General features: G+C 63.8%; 22 protein-coding genes. 16 read left to right on the forward strand and 6 right to left on the reverse strand.

Features of this window, described 5'->3' with window-relative positions:
• The first annotated feature begins 34 nt into the window (after window positions 1–34).
• Together Q9316_RS02980 and Q9316_RS02985 are read left to right on the forward strand one after the other, a co-directional pair.
• Window positions 35–1,126 (forward strand): YjgN family protein, encoded by a 1,092-nt coding sequence (locus Q9316_RS02980; RefSeq protein ID WP_306033775.1) that lies wholly within the window; start codon window positions 35–37, stop codon window positions 1,124–1,126.
• Window positions 1,116–2,192, forward strand: a complete 1,077-nt coding sequence (locus Q9316_RS02985; protein ID WP_306033776.1) for a M48 family metallopeptidase — start codon at window positions 1,116–1,118, stop codon at window positions 2,190–2,192. Before Q9316_RS02980 ends, Q9316_RS02985 begins: the two co-directional genes overlap by 11 nt.
• Before the next feature lie 50 nt (window positions 2,193–2,242).
• On the opposite strand, the gene Q9316_RS02990 is transcribed toward Q9316_RS02985, so the two are convergent.
• Window positions 2,243–3,286, reverse strand: a complete 1,044-nt coding sequence (locus tag Q9316_RS02990; protein WP_306033777.1) for a Fe(3+) ABC transporter substrate-binding protein — start codon at window positions 3,284–3,286, stop codon at window positions 2,243–2,245.
• Window positions 3,287–3,466: 180 nt separating this feature from the next.
• Here Q9316_RS02990 and rirA point away from each other — a divergent pair, with 180 nt between their 5' ends.
• Window positions 3,467–3,931, forward strand: a complete 465-nt coding sequence (gene rirA / locus Q9316_RS02995) for an iron-responsive transcriptional regulator RirA (protein ID WP_306033778.1) — start codon at window positions 3,467–3,469, stop codon at window positions 3,929–3,931.
• Window positions 3,932–3,944: 13 nt separating this feature from the next.
• Here the strand turns inward: rirA and Q9316_RS03000 are convergent, their stop codons facing one another.
• On the reverse strand, window positions 3,945–4,352 hold the full coding sequence (locus tag Q9316_RS03000; protein WP_306033779.1) for a response regulator: 408 nt from the start codon (window positions 4,350–4,352) through the stop codon (window positions 3,945–3,947).
• A gap of 131 nt (window positions 4,353–4,483) precedes the next feature.
• Window positions 4,484–5,107: a helix-turn-helix transcriptional regulator gene (locus Q9316_RS03005; protein WP_306033780.1), complete on the reverse strand. Its 624-nt coding sequence runs from the start codon at window positions 5,105–5,107 to the stop codon at window positions 4,484–4,486.
• On the opposite strand from Q9316_RS03005, the gene Q9316_RS03010 reads away from it, so the two are divergent.
• The 9 genes from Q9316_RS03010 (at window position 5,081) to Q9316_RS03050 (ending at window position 13,611) form a co-directional block, all read left to right on the forward strand.
• Window positions 5,081–5,242 carry a hypothetical protein gene (locus Q9316_RS03010; RefSeq protein WP_306033781.1) on the forward strand — a complete coding sequence of 54 codons (162 nt, stop codon included), beginning with the start codon at window positions 5,081–5,083 and terminating at the stop codon, window positions 5,240–5,242. The two genes, Q9316_RS03005 and Q9316_RS03010, sit on opposite strands and share 27 nt — an antisense overlap.
• A gap of 448 nt (window positions 5,243–5,690) precedes the next feature.
• Window positions 5,691–7,286 carry an ABC transporter substrate-binding protein gene (locus Q9316_RS03015; protein WP_306033782.1) on the forward strand — a complete coding sequence of 532 codons (1,596 nt, stop codon included), beginning with the start codon at window positions 5,691–5,693 and terminating at the stop codon, window positions 7,284–7,286.
• A 100-nt stretch (window positions 7,287–7,386) separates the two neighbouring features.
• A complete protein-coding gene (locus tag Q9316_RS03020) occupies window positions 7,387–8,391 on the forward strand; it encodes an ABC transporter permease subunit (protein WP_306033783.1) in 1,005 nt (334 codons plus the stop codon).
• A gap of 10 nt (window positions 8,392–8,401) precedes the next feature.
• A complete protein-coding gene (locus Q9316_RS03025; RefSeq protein WP_306033784.1) occupies window positions 8,402–9,310 on the forward strand; it encodes an ABC transporter permease subunit in 909 nt (302 codons plus the stop codon).
• A complete protein-coding gene (locus Q9316_RS03030) occupies window positions 9,310–10,164 on the forward strand; it encodes an ABC transporter ATP-binding protein (RefSeq protein ID WP_306033785.1) in 855 nt (284 codons plus the stop codon). Before Q9316_RS03025 ends, Q9316_RS03030 begins: the two co-directional genes overlap by 1 nt.
• Window positions 10,161–10,991: a dipeptide ABC transporter ATP-binding protein gene (locus Q9316_RS03035; protein WP_306033786.1), complete on the forward strand. Its 831-nt coding sequence runs from the start codon at window positions 10,161–10,163 to the stop codon at window positions 10,989–10,991. The genes Q9316_RS03030 and Q9316_RS03035 overlap by 4 nt, the downstream gene beginning before the upstream one ends.
• An 11-nt stretch (window positions 10,992–11,002) precedes the next feature.
• Complete coding sequence (locus Q9316_RS03040; protein WP_306033787.1) at window positions 11,003–11,518, forward strand: gluconokinase; 516 nt, start codon at window positions 11,003–11,005, stop codon at window positions 11,516–11,518.
• A gap of 9 nt (window positions 11,519–11,527) precedes the next feature.
• Window positions 11,528–13,162 carry a dihydroxyacetone kinase subunit DhaK gene (locus Q9316_RS03045; RefSeq protein WP_306033788.1) on the forward strand — a complete coding sequence of 545 codons (1,635 nt, stop codon included), beginning with the start codon at window positions 11,528–11,530 and terminating at the stop codon, window positions 13,160–13,162.
• Between the two features lie 104 nt (window positions 13,163–13,266).
• Window positions 13,267–13,611: a RidA family protein gene (locus tag Q9316_RS03050; RefSeq protein ID WP_306033789.1), complete on the forward strand. Its 345-nt coding sequence runs from the start codon at window positions 13,267–13,269 to the stop codon at window positions 13,609–13,611.
• A gap of 69 nt (window positions 13,612–13,680) precedes the next feature.
• Here Q9316_RS03050 and Q9316_RS03055 read toward each other — a convergent pair whose 3' ends face one another.
• Window positions 13,681–14,481, reverse strand: a complete 801-nt coding sequence (locus Q9316_RS03055) for a response regulator (RefSeq protein WP_306033790.1) — start codon at window positions 14,479–14,481, stop codon at window positions 13,681–13,683.
• Window positions 14,482–14,630: 149 nt separating this feature from the next.
• Here Q9316_RS03055 and Q9316_RS03060 point away from each other — a divergent pair, with 149 nt between their 5' ends.
• Window positions 14,631–14,825: a NepR family anti-sigma factor gene (locus Q9316_RS03060; protein WP_306033791.1), complete on the forward strand. Its 195-nt coding sequence runs from the start codon at window positions 14,631–14,633 to the stop codon at window positions 14,823–14,825.
• A gap of 76 nt (window positions 14,826–14,901) precedes the next feature.
• Here the strand turns inward: Q9316_RS03060 and Q9316_RS03065 are convergent, their stop codons facing one another.
• Together Q9316_RS03065 and Q9316_RS03070 are read right to left on the reverse strand one after the other, a co-directional pair.
• Window positions 14,902–15,162 (reverse strand): YMGG-like glycine zipper-containing protein, encoded by a 261-nt coding sequence (locus tag Q9316_RS03065; RefSeq protein ID WP_306033792.1) that lies wholly within the window; start codon window positions 15,160–15,162, stop codon window positions 14,902–14,904.
• 28 nt (window positions 15,163–15,190) lie between these two features.
• Window positions 15,191–15,346: a DUF3309 family protein gene (locus Q9316_RS03070; RefSeq protein WP_306033793.1), complete on the reverse strand. Its 156-nt coding sequence runs from the start codon at window positions 15,344–15,346 to the stop codon at window positions 15,191–15,193.
• Between the two features lie 165 nt (window positions 15,347–15,511).
• Here Q9316_RS03070 and Q9316_RS03075 point away from each other — a divergent pair, with 165 nt between their 5' ends.
• From Q9316_RS03075 to Q9316_RS03085, 3 genes are all read left to right on the forward strand, one after another.
• Window positions 15,512–15,847 carry a hypothetical protein gene (locus Q9316_RS03075; RefSeq protein ID WP_306033794.1) on the forward strand — a complete coding sequence of 112 codons (336 nt, stop codon included), beginning with the start codon at window positions 15,512–15,514 and terminating at the stop codon, window positions 15,845–15,847.
• Between the two features lie 83 nt (window positions 15,848–15,930).
• Window positions 15,931–16,128, forward strand: coding sequence for a CsbD family protein (locus tag Q9316_RS03080; protein WP_306033795.1), 198 nt, complete (start codon window positions 15,931–15,933; stop codon window positions 16,126–16,128).
• 170 nt (window positions 16,129–16,298) lie between these two features.
• The gene (locus Q9316_RS03085) at window positions 16,299–16,463 is read left to right on the forward strand and encodes a DUF1328 domain-containing protein (RefSeq protein ID WP_306033796.1); all 165 of its coding nucleotides are present in this window, start codon (window positions 16,299–16,301) and stop codon (window positions 16,461–16,463) included.
• Window positions 16,464–16,472 lie beyond the last annotated feature (9 nt).

Raw genomic sequence — 16,472 nt, forward strand, 5'->3', positions numbered from 1 at the left:
CCCCTCGTGTTCTATGCATTCGGAAGGGGCGAACATGTCATTTGCAGCATCTGCTGCGCCCGCGGGACAGGCGGGCGGCTTTCATCGCATCACATTTACCGGCAAGGCGTCGGAATATTTCGGTATCTGGATCGTCAACGTGCTGCTGACGATCATCACGCTCGGCATCTACTCGGCCTGGGCCAAGGTTCGGCGCAACCGCTACTTCTATGGCAATACCGTGCTGCTCGGCCGGTCCTTCGAATACCACGCCAAGGGGCTGCAGATACTCATCGGCCGCCTCATCGTCCTCGGCGCCTTCGTCGTGCTCAACGTCATCGCGACGCTGGTGCCCATCCTCGTTCTGCTGCCGACGCTCGCGGTGCTGATCGCGCTGCCGTGGCTCGTTGCCAAGGGCCTGCGCTTCAGCGCGCGGGTGACCAGCTATCGTAACGTGCGCTTCGATTTCGTCGGCGGCGCGGGCGGCGCGTTCAAGGCCTTCATCCTCGGCAGCCTGCTTGCCGTCATCACCCTGGGCATCCTGACGCCGCTCGCCAGCCGCTGGGTCGCGCGCTATGTCGGCTCGAACCTGCGCTACGGCGGCAAGGCGTTCGATACGGATCCGAAGCTCGGCCCGCTCTACAAGTCGTGGCTTCTGTCCTTCCTCATCGCCCTCGTCGGCCTCGGCATCATCGCGCTTCTCGTGCTCATGAACCTCTCGCTCATCCTGCCGATGATCGAGACGCCCGGCCTGCTGACGCCGGAACAGCAGATCCCGCTCATCGTCAGCGCGGTCATCGGCTATATCGTGCTCTTCGCGAGCTTCGGCATTGCCGGCCTGTTCTACCGGGCGGGCGTGCGCAACGTCACCTGGTCGGCGACGACCTTCGACGGCCAGCATCGCCTGATGAGCGACGTCTCGCGCACCCGCTACACCTGGATCGCCATTTCAAACGTCATCGTGACGCTCCTGACCTTCGGCCTGATGCGGCCCTGGGCGGCGGTGCGCATGGCGCGCTATACCTGGGAGCATACCGGCGTTACCTTTACCGGCGACATCGGCGAGCTGTTCAGCCGGATCGAGGCACAGGGCTCCGCCGTCGGCTCCGAATTCATGGACTTCGAAGGGTTCGATTTTGGCTTCTGACAAAGCCGCCATTGCCGGCGGGGAATGGCACCCCTCCGGCTCCAGCCGCTCGGTGGAGGCCCGGCTCGTCGAACGGAACGGCGAGATCGTGGCCATGCCGGCGGGCGGCGACAAGCCCCTTGCCGGCGCGGGCCTCTCCTGGGTGGAGATATCCGGCCGCGTCGGCTCCATCCCCCGCCGGGTGACGTTTCCCGACGGTTCCATCTTCGAGACCTGGGACAATGACGGCATCGACCGCTACCTGGCCGCGCGGGGCAGGGGCGGTGCCGGGCTCGTGCACTGGCTGGAACAGTTCCGCCTGCGCCTCATCGTCATCGTGCTGCTGGCCTTCGCGCTCGGCGGTGCGGTCTACCGCTGGGGCGTGCCGGCCCTCGTCGAGGTCGCCATCCTGACGACGCCGCCGATCGTGCCCGAGCTCATGTCGCAGGGCACGCTCGAGGCGCTCGACAAGGCCGCCTTCTCGCCGTCCAAGCTGCCGGAGGCGCGCCGCAAGGAGATTGCCGACGGCTTCGCGCGCATCGCCGCGCAGTCGCCGCGCGGAGCGAGCGCCTACAATCTCAATTTCCGCGACGGCGGCGTGATCGGGCCGAACGCCTTCGCCCTGCCGGACGGCACGCTCGTCGTCACTGACCAGCTTGTCGAGATGGCGGGCAACGACACAGAGATGATTGTCGGCGTTCTGGCCCATGAGATCGGCCATGTCGAGCTGGAGCACAGCCTTCGGCAGCTCTACCGCGCGGCCGGCATGACCGGTCTCATCATGCTGATCGCCGGCGATGTCGGGTCGAGCGTCGAGGACGTGCTGGTGCAGGGCGGCGGCCTGCTGGCGCTCTCCTATTCGCGCTCGGCGGAGGCGGAGGCCGACCGTCGTTCGGTCGAGCTGATGGCCAAGGCGGGCTACGATCCGACGGCGATCGCCCGCTTCTTCAGCCTGCTGGAAGAAAAGCTCGGCGACAAGTCGGATACCAACATCCTTTCCACCCATCCGGGCACGCCGCAGCGCAAGAAGGACATCATCGACTACGCCCGGATCATTTCCGGCCAGTCGGATCCGGACCTGCAATAACGAAAACGGCGGCCGAGGCCGCCGTTTCCTGTTCGCCTTGAGGCGGAACCTTACTGCGACGGACCGTCGTTGTAGCCGACCTTGTCGACCAGCTCGGAGGCTTTCTTGCGGTTCGCCGCGATGTCGACGAGCGGCAGCGCATCGGGCTTCAGCGTGCCGAAGGACTTCACGACGTCGGAAGGTTCGGCGCCCGGCAGGACCGGATATTCGTAGACCTGCTCGGCATAGATCTTCTGCGCGGTGCCAGCAGACAGGAATTCCATCAGCTTCAGCGCATTGTCCTTGTTCGGCGCGTTCTTGGCCATGGCCATGCCGGAGACGTTGACATGCGAGCCGCGGTCGCCGGCATTCGGGAAGAGCACCTTGATGGCGGCTGCCCATTCCTTCTGCTCCGGCTCCTTCTCGTTGGTCTGCATGAGGCCGACATAGTAGGAATTGCCGAGCGCCAGGTCGCATTCGCCGGCCAGGATCGCCTTCGCCTGGTCGCGGTCGCCGCCGTCAGGCTTGCGGGCGAGGTTGTTCTTGAGGCCGGTCAGCCACTTCTCGGCCTCGGCCTCGCCGTGATGGGCGATCATCGCGGCGGTCAGGCCGATATTGTAGGAATGCTGGCCGTCGCGCGTGCAGATCTTGCCCTTCCACTTCGGGTCGGCAAGCTCTTCATAGGTGATGTCGTTCTGCGCGACGCGGTCCTTCGAGGCGTAGACGACGCGCGAGCGGGTGGTCAGGCCGAACCAGTCGCCATCAGGATCGCGGTACTGCGCCGGGATGTCCTTGTTGATGACGTCGCTCGTGACCGGCTGCGTGACGCCGCCTTCCTTGGCTTCCGTCAGGCGGGCGATGTCGACCGTCAGGATGACGTCGGCCGGCGAGTTCGCGCCTTCCGCCTGGATGCGCTCGACAAGGCCCTTGTCGAGAAACAGCACGTTGGTGGTGATGCCGGTCTCCTTGGTGAATTCGTCGAGCAGCGGCTTGATCAGGTCCGGCTGACGGTAGGAGTAGATGTTGACTTCGCCGTCTGCGAAAGCGGGTGCGGCAAGCGCCAGACCGGCGGTCGAGAGGGCAAGGGCGGCGAGGGACGTCTTGAGCAGCTGCATCGGGTCCTCCTGGGTGCATTTATTCTTAACTGCTAAAGTCGTGTTTAACGGCTTGCCCCCCGCAGTCAATCATGCGACCACTCGCATAACATGAATGTGATTTTCCGCTTTTTGGAATTGTTCTAAACGGCGATCTGCCCTATATGTGATCCGACTTGAAAACCGGATTCGGAGTTTCCCATGCGCCTCACGAAGCAAACCAACTATGCCGTGCGCATGTTGATGTACTGCGCCGCAAACGGCGACAAGCTCAGCCGCATTCCGGAAATCGCCAAGGCCTACGGCGTTTCGGAACTGTTCCTGTTCAAGATCCTCCAGCCGCTGACGCGTGGCGGCATCATCGAGACCGTGCGCGGCCGCAACGGCGGCGTGCGCCTGCCCAAGCCGGCAACGGAGATCACGCTGTTCGACGTGGTGCGGGTGACGGAAGATTCCTTCGCCATGGCGGAATGTTTCGAGGCGGGCGAGATCGAATGCCCGCTCGTCGACAGCTGCGGCCTGAACGCGGCGCTGCGCAAGGCGCTGAACGCCTTCTTCGAGGTGCTCCAGCAGTACACGATCGACGATCTCGTCAAGGCACGCCCGCAGATCGGCATGCTGCTCGGTCTCGAAAACGCGACGATGGCCCAGAAGCCGGCGGCCTGACGCCGGTTTCCCTTCAGATCCCGGCGCCGACGTCGCGCTTCACATATTCCTGCAGGATGAATTCGATGGCCGTCGGGTCGAGTTCGGCCTTGTCGATGCGGAAATCGACGCCGTAGTCGTCGATCTTCTGGAAATACGCGTCGCTGATCGACGACGAGATGACGCCGACCGGGCCGATATAGCCGGCGCGGCGCAGTTCCGGCACGGTTTGCCGGAAATCCGCCTGCGGCTGGAGCCGGTTGTCCATCAGGATCATGTCCAGCCGCACGCCGGACGAGCGGATGAAATCCAGCGCACCGTCCACCGTTTCCACATAGTTCAGGCTGATCGCATAGCTTGCGACCTTGCGCATCAGCGCACTGAGAATGACGTTTTCCGCGGGATCGTCATCGACGAGCAGGATGTGCACTTGGGCTGTCATGGTGGCAGGTGAACCTGGTTGCGTCCGTGGGGCGAAAGGCCCCGTAAACCGCGGCTACTCTCATCCAGTCCGCGAATATTAACAAGTCCCTAACTCTGCTATCGGTAACGTCACGGACCCGTTTTATGACGTTACTGGATGATCTGCTCGCGGATCGCCTTGGCGACCATCTGGGTGCGGTTGACGACGTCGAGCTTCTTCAGGATCGTCGCCGTGTGCGAGTTCACCGTATGCTCGGAGACGGACACGATGAGCGCGATCTCGCTCGCCGTCTTGCCATAGGAGATCCAGCGCAGGATTTCGGTCTCGCGCGGCGTCAGGCCCATGCCCGCCTTGTTGGCGAGGACCTGCCGGTGGAAATAGTCGAAGGCGCAGTTCGCCTCGTAGCAGATCTCGAAATGTTCGTTGCGGCCGATATCCTCGCCATCGCCGAGGAAGAGCACGACGTAGCGCGTGCCGGTCACCGAATGCACCGGAATGCACAACGCCATGTCGAAGCCGATCTGGTCGAGGAAGTCGGAGCCCTCCGCCGAGCCGTTCTCCGCCATGTCCGATGCCTGCCAGACCGTCGGGATCGTCGACTTGTAGAAACTCTTGAAGAGGGCGGAATCGTTGAGGCGGTGGCGCTTGTCGTAGGTTTCGGCGAGGCCGGCGGGAAGGTCGTGCAGCATCAGGCGGCTGGCGAGCAGGCTTGTCTCGTGCTCGTTGGTCAGTTGAAGGATGCCGAAATGCTCGAAGCCGTAACGCAGGGCCATGGTATGAAAGATGCGAAAGAAGTCGACGCGATTGAGAGCCTTCTCAAGATCGCCTTCGAAATCGTACCGCCTGAAATGTCTGCTCAATACGGCCACGTGGCCTCCAACCCCCAGATTCCACGCGATGCAATCTAGCGCCGCAATCTCTGGCGGCAAAGGGTTTTACGGGACAATTTCGCGAGGGTGCGGCGTTTTCTTGGCCGACGTCCCGCCAAGTGGCTGATCGGTAAGGGAAAACGAGGCAGGGTCGCCTTTCGCTTTGTCGTCGCGCGCCGCCGCCACGGTGCGAAACAGCGAAGGGCGACCCCTCCCGCCTCGTCGCGCCTCTATGGCACGGCCTCCGCCGCGCAGCTATCCGGCCGGCTGGGGATTGACCGCGCCGAAAACGCGATTCGCGCGAGTTTTTAGAGCGATTTCTAATGCTGTGGAGAATAATGTTCCGTGGTTTTTTCCGTTTGGACAAATTTGTTCGCGGACTTATTGCAATCCTGCGGCAAATGTCGTTCCATCCGCGCACGGACGGGGCTGGACGTGCACCCGTGCCTGCACAAGAGAACAAAAAAGCAAATCTGGGAAGCTCACTATGAAAAAGCTGACTACTCTCATCGCTGCGACGGCGCTTGCCTCGCTGATGGCCTCCGCTGCCTGGTCGAAGACCTTCGTCTATTGCTCGGAAGCCTCCCCCGAAGGCTTCGACCCCGGTCTCTACACGGGCGGTCAGACCTTCGACGCGGCAGCGCACACGGTCTACAACCGTCTGGTGGAATTCAAGCGCGGTACGACGGAAATCGAGCCTGCGCTGGCCGAGAGCTGGGAAATTTCGGCTGACGGCAAGGAATACACCTTTAAGCTCCGCAAGGGCGTCAAGTTCCAGACGACCGAATACTTCACGCCGACGCGCGAGCTGAACGCCGACGACGTGATCTTCTCCTTCGAGCGCCAGTACAAGGAAGACAATGCCTGGAACAAGTACGTCCCGGGCGCTTCCTGGGAATACTTCGCCGGCATGGGCCTGCCTGACGTGCTCGACAAGATCGAGAAGGTCGACGACCTGACGGTCAAGATCACGCTGAAGCGTCCCGAAGCGCCGCTGCTGGCGAACCTCGGCATGCCCTTCATCTCGATCGTGTCGAAGGAATATGCCGACAAGCTGCAGGCTGACGGCAAGATGGAGCTGATGAACCAGCAGCCGCTCGGCACCGGTCCGTTCACCTTCGTCGCCTACCAGCCGGACGCCGCGATCCGCTACAAGGCCAACCCCGACTACTGGGGCGGCAAGCAGGCGATCGACGACCTCGTCTTCGCGATCACCACGGATGCTGCCGTTCGCGCGCAGAAGCTGAAGGCCGGCGAATGCCACCTGATGTCCTATCCGAACGCGGCCGACGTCGCCGAACTGAAGGCCGATCCGAACCTGCACGTCTCCGAGCAGGCCGGCCTCAACATCGCCTACCTCGCCTACAACACGCTCGTTCCGCCGTTCGACAAGGTGGAGGTCCGCAAGGCCCTCAACATGGCGATCAATCGCCAGGCCATCGTTGATGCGGTCTTCCAGGGCGCGGCTACCGTGGCGAAGAACCCGATCCCGCCGACCATGTGGTCGTACAACGATGCCGTCGAAGACGACAAGTTCGATCCGGAAGCCGCCAAGAAGATGCTTGAAGAAGCAGGCGTCAAGGATCTCAAGATGAAGATCTGGGCAATGCCGGTCGCCCGTCCGTACATGCTGAACGCCCGCCGTGCGGCTGAACTGATGCAGGCCGACCTCGCCAAGATCGGCGTCACGGCCGAGATCGTCTCCTACGAATGGGCCGAATACCTGAAGCTCTCCTCCGCCAAGGACCGCGACGGCGCGGCCATCCTCGGCTGGACGGGCGACAACGGCGACCCGGACAACTTCCTTGATACCCTGCTCGGTTGCGACGCCGTCGGCGGCAACAACCGCGCGCAGTGGTGCAACAAGGAGTTCGACGACCTGATGACGAAGGCGAAGGAAACCGCCGACGTCGCAGAGCGCACCAAGCTCTATGAAGAGGCCCAGGTCATCTTCAAGCGCGAAGCGCCGTGGAACACGCTCGACCATTCGCTCGCCGTCGTTCCGATGAGCAAGAAGGTTTCTGGCTTCGTCCAGTCCCCGCTCGGCGACTTCGTCTTCGAAGGCGTGGACATCGCCGAGTAATATCGGCTACGAGAAAGGCACGCCGCAAAGAGCGTGCAATGGCCGGCGGCTCGAAGACATTCGGGCCGCCGGTTTTTCAAGAAAGAAGGGATTGGCTCCCATGTTGCGCTTTATCTTCGGACGGCTCGCCGTCCTGATACCCACGTTCATCGGGGTATCGCTCATCGCGTTCTCCTTCATTCGACTTCTGCCGGGCGATCCGGTCATGCTGATGTCGGGTGAACGCGTCATGTCTCCGGAACGACATACCGAGCTCATGCACCAGCTCGGCCTCGACCGGCCGATGTACATTCAATATTTCGACTACCTGACCGGCCTTCTGACGGGTGACTTCGGTTCGTCCATCGTCACCAAGCGGCCGGTGCTGGACGACTTCCTCAGCCTGTTCCCGGCAACGCTGGAACTTGCGCTGTGCGCCATCATCGTCGCGGTGCTGCTCGGCATTCCGGCCGGCGTGCTGGCTGCGGTCAAGCGGGGCACCTGGCTCGACCAGTCGATCATGGGCGTCGCCCTCGTCGGCTATTCGATGCCGATCTTCTGGTGGGGCCTGCTGCTCATCATCTTCTTCTCCGGCTATCTCGGCTGGACACCGGTCTCGGGACGCATCTCGCTGATGTACTTCTTCCCACAGGTCACCGGCTTCATGCTGATCGACAGCCTGATCTCGGGGCAGGCGGGTGCCTTCAAGTCGGCGGTGACCTACCTGATCTTGCCGACCGTCGTGCTCGCGACGATCCCGCTCGCGGTCATCGCGCGCCAGACGCGCTCGGCCATGCTCGAAGTGCTGGGCGACGACTATGTCCGCACCGCCCGCGCCAAGGGCCTTTCGCCCTTCCGCGTCATTGGCGTGCATGCGTTGCGCAATGCGATGATCCCCGTCATCACCACGATCGGCCTGCAGGTCGGCGTGCTCTTGGCGGGCGCCATCCTCACCGAGACGATCTTCTCCTGGCCGGGCATCGGCAAGTGGATGGTCGACAGCGTCTTCAAGCGCGACTATGCCGTGGTGCAGGGCGGGCTGATGCTGATCGCCGCCGTCATCATGATCGTCAATCTCGTGGTCGACCTGCTTTACGGCTGGGTCAACCCGCGTATCCGGCACTAGGAGGCGATCCATGAGCGCTGTTCAAACCGCGGCCGACACCAAGACGGGCGGCACGCCGCCTTCCGGCCTTTCCGAATTCTGGTTCTACTTCTCGCGCAACAAGGGCGCCGTCATCGGCCTCTTCGTGTTCCTGATCATCCTGTTCGTCGCGATCTTCGCGCCCTTTGTCGCGCCGCACAATCCGAGCGCCCAGAACCGCGAACTTCTCCTCATGCCGACGGTCTTCCAGGAAGGCGGCGGTTGGGGTCATGTTCTCGGCACCGACGCCGTCGGTCGTGACATCCTTTCGCGCCTCATCTACGGCGCACGCTTCTCGCTGTTCATCGGCCTCGTCGTCGTGACGCTGTCGGTGGTCTCGGGCGTGCTCATCGGTGTCGTCGCCGGCTATTTCCGCGGCAAGGTCGATACCTTCATCATGCGCATCATGGACATCATCCTGGCGTTCCCCTCGTTGCTGCTCGCCCTCGTGCTGGTGGCGGTTCTTGGACCGGGCCTGCTCAATGCCATGATCGCCATCTCGCTCGTCAACCAGCCGCACTTCGTGCGCCTGACGCGCGCGGCCGTGATGGCGGAGAAGTCGAAGGACTACGTCGTCGGCTCGCAGGTCGCGGGCGCCGGCACCCTCCGCCTGATGTTCCTGACGATCCTGCCGAACTGCCTGGCACCGCTCATCGTCCAGGCGACGCTCGCCTTCTCGGCGGCGATCCTCGATGCGGCCGCCCTCGGCTTCCTCGGCATGGGCGCCCAGCCGCCGACGCCGGAATGGGGCACGATGCTCGCCGAAGCGCGCGAATTCATCCAGCGCGCCTGGTGGGTCGTTACTTTCCCGGGCCTTGCCATCCTCGTCACCGTGCTTGCCATCAACCTCATGGGTGACGGCCTGCGCGACGCCCTCGATCCCAAGCTGAAGAGGTCGTGATGTCGCTTCTCGAAATCAAAAACCTCACCGTCGAATTCCAGACGGCATCCGGCCCCTTCCGCGCCGTGGACGGCGTTTCGCTGAAAGTCGACGAGGGCGAGGTTCTCGCCATCGTCGGCGAATCCGGTTCGGGCAAGTCGGTCTCCATGCTCGCCGCCATGGGGCTTCTGCCCTGGACGGCGAAGGTGACGGCGGACGTGCTTACCTTCAATGGCCGCGACATGAAGGCGATGTCCGACAGCGAGCGGCGCAAGATCATCGGCAAGGACATCGCCATGATCTTCCAGGAGCCGATCGCCAGTCTCAATCCGTGCTTCACGGTCGGCTACCAGATCGAGGAGGTGCTGCGCATCCACACCGATCTTTCCCGCAAGGCACGCCGCAACCGGGCCATCGAGCTGTTCCAGCTGGTCGGCATCCCGAACCCGGAAGAACGGCTCGGCCACTTTCCGCACCAGATGTCGGGCGGCCAGTGCCAGCGCGTGATGATCGCGACCGCGCTTGCCTGCAATCCGAAGCTCCTGATCGCCGACGAGCCGACCACCGCGCTCGACGTGACGATCCAGAAGCAGATCCTCGATCTCCTGATGAAGCTGCAGGCCGAGCACGGCATGGGCCTCATCATCATCACCCATGACATGGGTGTCGTCGCCGAGACCGCGGACCGCGTCATCGTGCAGTACAAGGGACGCCAGATCGAATCGGCGGATGTCCTGTCGCTCTTCGAAAGCCCCAAGAGCGTCTACACCAAGGCCCTTCTGTCGGCCCTTCCGGAAAATGCCGTCGGCGGACGCCTGCCGACCATCACGGAAAAGCTGACCGACGCCGAGATTTTCGCGGGAGCCGTCCGATGACCCCTGTCCTCGAAGCAAAGAACCTCAAGCGCGACTACCATATCCCCGGCAGCCTGTTCAAAGCGGGCAAGACCGTTCACGCCGTCAAGGGCGTGAGCTTCAAGGTCGAGGAAGGCAAGACGCTCGCCATCGTCGGCGAAAGCGGCTGCGGCAAGTCCACCCTTGCCCGCATGGTCACGATGATCGACCCGATCACCGATGGCGAAATGCTGATCGACGGCCGCAAGGTCGACATCGCCAGCGAGCCGCTGACGTCGGAAATGCGCAGCAAGGTGCAGATCGTCTTCCAGAACCCCTATGGTTCGCTCAACCCGCGCAAGAAGATCGGCGACATCCTGACGGAACCGCTGGTCATCAACACCAAGATCCCCGCCGACGAGCGGCGCGACCGCGCCATGGCCATCCTGAAGAAGGTGGGGCTGGAGGAGAAGCATTACGGGCGCTACCCGCACATGTTCTCCGGCGGCCAGCGCCAGCGCGTGGCGATCGCCCGTGCGCTGATGCTCAATCCGCGTCTTCTGGTGCTCGACGAACCAGTCTCGGCGCTCGACCTTTCGGTGCAGGCCCAGGTACTCAACCTGCTCGCCGACCTGCAGGACGAGTTCCACCTGACCTACGTCTTCATCAGCCACGACCTCTCCGTCGTGCGCCACATCGCCGATGACGTGATGGTGATGTATTTCGGCGAGGCGGTGGAATATGGCAGCCGCGACCAGGTCTTCGACGACCCGCAGCACAGCTACACCAAGACGCTGTTCGCCGCGACGCCCCGCGTCGATGTCGATGCCATCCGCGCCCGCGTCGAACGGCGCAAGCGCGTGGCCTGATGGCAAGCGCCATGACGGACGCCCGCGCGATCGTCGTCATGGGTGTTTCCGGCTGCGGCAAGACCTCGGTCGCCGAGGGCCTTGCCGCAGCCCTTCCTGCCGCCTTTATAGAAGGCGACAGCCTGCATCCGGCCGCCAATGTCGAGAAGATGTCCAGGGGCATCCCGCTGGCCGACGAGGACCGCCGGTCCTGGCTCGACACGATCGGCCGCGCGCTCTCGGCGGCGCTTGCCGACGGCAACAGCATCGTCGTTTCCTGCTCTGCCCTGAAGAAGGCCTATCGCGACCGCCTGCGGGAAGCGGCCGGCGGGTCGCTCGCCTTCGTCTTCCTGAAGGGCAGTCGCGCGCTCCTGATGTCCCGCATGGCCGCGCGGCAAGGGCACTTCATGCCCGTCAGCCTGCTCGACAGCCAGCTCGCCACACTGGAAGACCCCTCCGCCGAACCCGGTGTCGTAACGGTTGACATCGACGCCGCCATCGAGAGGATCGTCGCGGCCGCGCTTTCGGGATTGGCGGCGAAACCATAGGAGGCCGCCATGAAACATTTCCTCAACCGCCGCGAAGACATCGTCACCGAGGCGCTCGACGGCCTGCTGATGACCGCGCCGGAAGGCGAACTTGCACGGCTCGACACTTATCCCGACATCAAGATCATCCTGCGGGCGGACTGGAAGAAGGATCGCGTCGCGGTCGTCTCCGGAGGCGGCGCCGGGCATGAGCCCTCCCACGCCGGCTTCGTCGGCCGGGGCATGCTGACCGCCGCGGTCTCTGGCGAGATCTTCGCCTCGCCGAGCGTCGATGCCGTGCTCACGGCCATCCGCGCGGTGACGGGGGAGGCGGGCTGCCTGCTCATCGTCAAGAACTACACCGGCGACCGGCTGAACTTCGGCCTTGCCGCCGAGCGTGCCCGCGCGGAAGGCTTCAAGGTCGAGATGGCCATCGTCGCCGACGATATCGCGCTGCCCGACCTCGCGCAGCCGCGCGGTGTCGCCGGCACGCTTTTCGTGCACAAGATCGCCGGGCATTTGGCGGAAACGGGCGAAAGCCTCGAGGCGGTTGCGGCCGGTGCCCGCGCTGCCGCCGGCGACACCGTTTCCCTCGGCATGTCGCTTTCCTCCTGCTCCATTCCCGGTCAGGCCCATGAGGAACGGCTCGGCCCCGGTGAAGGGGAACTCGGTCTCGGCATCCACGGTGAGCCCGGCGTCGAACGCATCGCCGTCGAAGCGGCCGGCACGCTGGTCGCGACCATGGCGGACCGGCTTGCCGCGCATCTTGCGGCGGACGGCAGCTACGCGCTGCTCATCAACAATCTCGGCGCCGTGCCGCCATTGGAAATGGGCGTTGTCGCTAACGCGGTCCTGTCCTCATCGATTGCGGCGCGCGTCCGTCTCGTCATCGGCCCGGCACCCCTGATGACAGCGCTCAACATGAACGGTTTCTCGCTTTCCCTCATCAAGCTCGATCCGGCACGCGAGCTGGCGCTGCGCTCTGCCGTCTCGCCGCGCGCCTGGGTCGCGCCGGTGGGGCGCAAGCCGATTGCCATCCTCGCGGCCCCGGCTTCCATCGGAATGCAGGAGATTGCCGCGAGCGCCGATGCCGGCGTGGAGAAGATCATCCGGACGGTTTGCGAAAAGCTCGTCTCGCTGGAAGCGGAGCTCAACCGGCTGGACGCCCGCGCCGGTGATGGCGACACGGGCTCGACCGCCGCGGCCGGTGCGCGCAGCATCGAAAGCCGTATCGCCGATATGCCGCTCGCCGACCTCGCCGCCACCTTCGGCAGGATCGGCGCGACACTCGGCACCAGCATGGGCGGTTCCAGCGGCGTCTTGCTGTCGATCTTCTTCACCGCCGCCGGGCAGGCCGTCTCCGGCGGCAAGCCGGTTGCTGATGCCTTGCTCGCCGGCCTCGAGCGCATGTCCTTTTACGGCGGCGCCGGGCCCGGCGACCGCACCATGGTCGATGCGCTCGACCCGGCGCTGCGCGCGCTTGCCATAGGCTCCCTTGCGGAAGCGGCAAGATCGGCCCGCGCCGGGGCGGATGCCACGAAGACGATGACGAAAGCCAAGGCCGGCCGCGCCGCCTATGTCGGGGAACGCGATCTCGACGGGGTGCCGGATCCCGGTGCTGAAGCGGTGGCCGCGGTCTTCGAGGCGCTGGCGGCGGTCCGGTAGCCGGAAAATCCGTTGCCTGCCACTGGCGCGGTGTCGTGCGGATTCGTATAGACGGAGTACCGCGCTTCCGCGGTAGATTTTTCGCGACCTGACAGGAACGAGACATGGATATCAAACGCTTTGAAACCGGCCCGCGCATGAGCCAGGCCGTCGTGCACAACGGCACCGTCTATCTGGCCGGCCAGGTCGGCGAGGCGGGGTCCGACGTGACCGAGCAGACGAAGCAGGCGCTGGCCGAGGTCGACCGCCTGCTGGCGCTCGCCGGCACGGACAAGACCCGCATCCTCTCCGCCCAGATCTGGCTTGCCGACATGGCCGACTTTTCGAAGATGAACGCGGTCTGGGACGGCTGGGCGCCGCAGGGCCACACGCCCGCCCGCGCGACCGGCGAATCCAAGCTGGCGACCCCGGACTATCTGGTCGAGGTCATCGTCGTCGCCGCCCTCTGAGGCCGCGCTCGACCCAAACGGAAAAGGCCCGCTCGCGCGGGCCTTTCTGCTTTTGGGGTACTGCCTGCGTCAGGCCGATTTCGCCAGCCGTGCCTGCTCGTCGAAGAACAGCGCCTGGCTGATCAGCGCCTTCACCATATCCGGGTTGAACGGCTTGGTGACGAGGAAGGCCGGCTCCGGCTTTTCGCCCGTCAGCAGTCGCTCCGGGAAGGCGGTGATGAAGATCACCGGGATCGTGCTGTTCTTCAGGATGTCGTTGACGGCATCGATGCCCGAGCTGCCGTCGGCAAGCTGGATGTCGGCCAGCACCATGCGCGGGGAGGTGCGGTGGTAGAGCTCGACGGCTTCCGCGTGGGTGCGCGCGATGCCGGTCACGTTGTGGCCGAGGCCCTTCACCATGTCCTCAATGTCCATGGCGATCAGCGGCTCGTCCTCGATGATCATGATATCAGTCGCGACCTGACTGGAAATGTCGCGCGAGGCTTCATCGAGCAGTTCGCTGAAGCGCTCTTCCGAAACGTCGAGAATATCGGCGCCTTCCGCGATGTCGAAGCCTTCGACGGCGACCAGAAGGAACGCCTTGCGTTCTGCCGGCGGCAGGTTGGCGAGGTTGGCGGCCGCCTGGCGTTCCCAGCCGAACGGCGAGGTGTTTTCCGGCAGCGTCACGTCGAGATTCTCGAAGAGCGTGCAGTAGAGACGGTAGAGCGCGTTGCGGTCGTTGCGACCCTGGGGATAGAGCGTGATATCGGCGACGAGCGCTTCCAGCATGGCGGCGACATAGGCGTCGCCGGACGTCTGGGAACCCGTCACGGCACGAGAAAACCGCCTCAGATAGGCGAGATGCGGTGCGATACGGGTGGATAGTGACATTTCGTTCTCCCTGAATATGTTCCGTATCGGAACCGTTTCCGCTAGAGTTCATCTTGCGGAAACCTATTGGTAGCATGCTAAGTCTGACTTGCTATTTGGAATCTTGGGCAAAAGGAAGATAGCGGGCGGCACGCGATGGAAACAAGACCATGATCGAGCCCAGCAAAGACAAGAGACGCGGCAGCGGCGCCCCCGCCAAGGCTGCGTTCGACCCGAACGGTCCGGTCGGCCGCAAGCTGAAATCCTTCTACGACGTGATCGAGACGGAGCCGGTGCCCGATCGCCTGCTCGATCTCTTGGAAAAGCTTGACGAAGCCGAGCGCAAAGCCGGCGGCGGTCTCTGAGAACATCCATTTTCCCCTGCAAGACGCCAAGAAACGGGCCCGAGGGCCCGTTTCCTGTTTCGAACGGTTGCCGCGATTAGCGGCAGCGTGCTTCGTAGCGGCGGCCATAACGGTCGCGATAGATGCAGTAGCCGCTGCGGTCGGACCGGGCGATGAGATAGCCCGCCGCGCCGCCGACAGCCGCGCCGACAAGCGCGCCGCCCGCCCGGCCGGTGACCACGCCGCCGATGATGGCGCCGGACGCTGCGCCGATCGCGGTGCCGCGCTCGGTCTGGGTGCAGGCGGTCAGCGTCACGGTGGAGGCGACAAGCGCAAGCGCGATGATGGTGTTCTTCATGGTTCCGGCTCCAGGGCTGGTTTGGGGGTTAGATGCGTCCCATGAGGACGAGGATCAGAAGGATGACGACGATGAGGCCCAGCCCGCCGGACGGGCCATAGCCCCAGCTGCGGCTATATCCCCAGTTTGGCAGAGCGCCGATCAGAAGCAGGATAAGAATGATGAGGAGGATGGTGCTGAGCATCTACGCGTCCTTTCACGTCCGGTTCGCCATCGAGCGATGGGCCGACAACGGTTCGGCACGGATTTTGTTCCCGAAAATGTGACAGGCGCGGCAGGATGCGAGCCTGGAACTTTCCGCCGCATGGCGCCGTTGCTTGGCCAAACCCGCCGGGTGAAGGAGAGTGAAATGGAACACATAGCCGCTATCATGCTTCTGGTCGGCTGCAGCCATGGCAGCCTCGCCTGTGAAGAACTGCAAGCGCCCCAGGTGGCCTACGAATCCATGGAAGAATGCGTCGGCGCTCTGCCTTCCGCCCTCGGCGGTGCTGGCGCGGGCAATCAGATCGTGCATGCCCGCTGCGCTTCGATCGATCCCGCCTGGATGGAGGAGGATGTCGAAATCAGCTGGCGTATGACGAAGGAGCGCGGCCTTGAGGTCGATGTCCGGCAGGTGACGCCGGCAGAGGGTCTGGTGGTCGCCGAAAACAGCCGTCCGGCAGACGCCCTGGCGCGGCTCCACTGAGGATTGCGCGGAACTTTTCGCGTATCGGAAGATTTTCCTTTGGTCGACGCCGCGGCGTTCAACGGAACAGAAAGGACAGCGACATGAATTGGGACATCATCGAAGGCAAGTGGAACGAGTATAAGGGCAAGGCCCAGGCGCAGTGGGGCAAGCTCACCGAAGACGACCTCGATGTCATCCAGGGCCGCCGCGTGGAACTGTCCGGCAAGATCCAGCAGCGCTACGGCCTCGCCAAGGAGGAGGCCGAGCGGCAGATCGACGACTGGGCGCACCGTCACTGAGACGGTCGCAGCCCCTTTGATCTGCGCTCATGCCGCCGCGGCCGAAAGGCTGCGGCGGCATTGCCTTGTGAAGAAGAGTTCCTGTCTTGATTCCCTTTTATTCGAGAAAACCCGCGGGAACCTTTTCCGTCAGCCTCCGTTCTCCTTGCGATACAAGGAAGGAGTTCAAAATGCTCTATTATGCTGTAGTCTTTCTCGTGATTGCTCTTGTTGCCGGCCTGCTCGGCTTTGGCGGCATTGCCGGCGCATCCGCCGGTATCGCGCAGATCCTGTTCTTCGTCTTCCTGGCCCTTCTGGTCCTGTCGCTCATCGCGGGCTTTTTCCGCAGGGCATGAGGATGAAGC

This window comes from Shinella zoogloeoides, assembly GCF_030733845.1.
GTDB classification, from domain to species: Bacteria; Pseudomonadota; Alphaproteobacteria; order Rhizobiales; family Rhizobiaceae; genus Shinella; species Shinella zoogloeoides_C.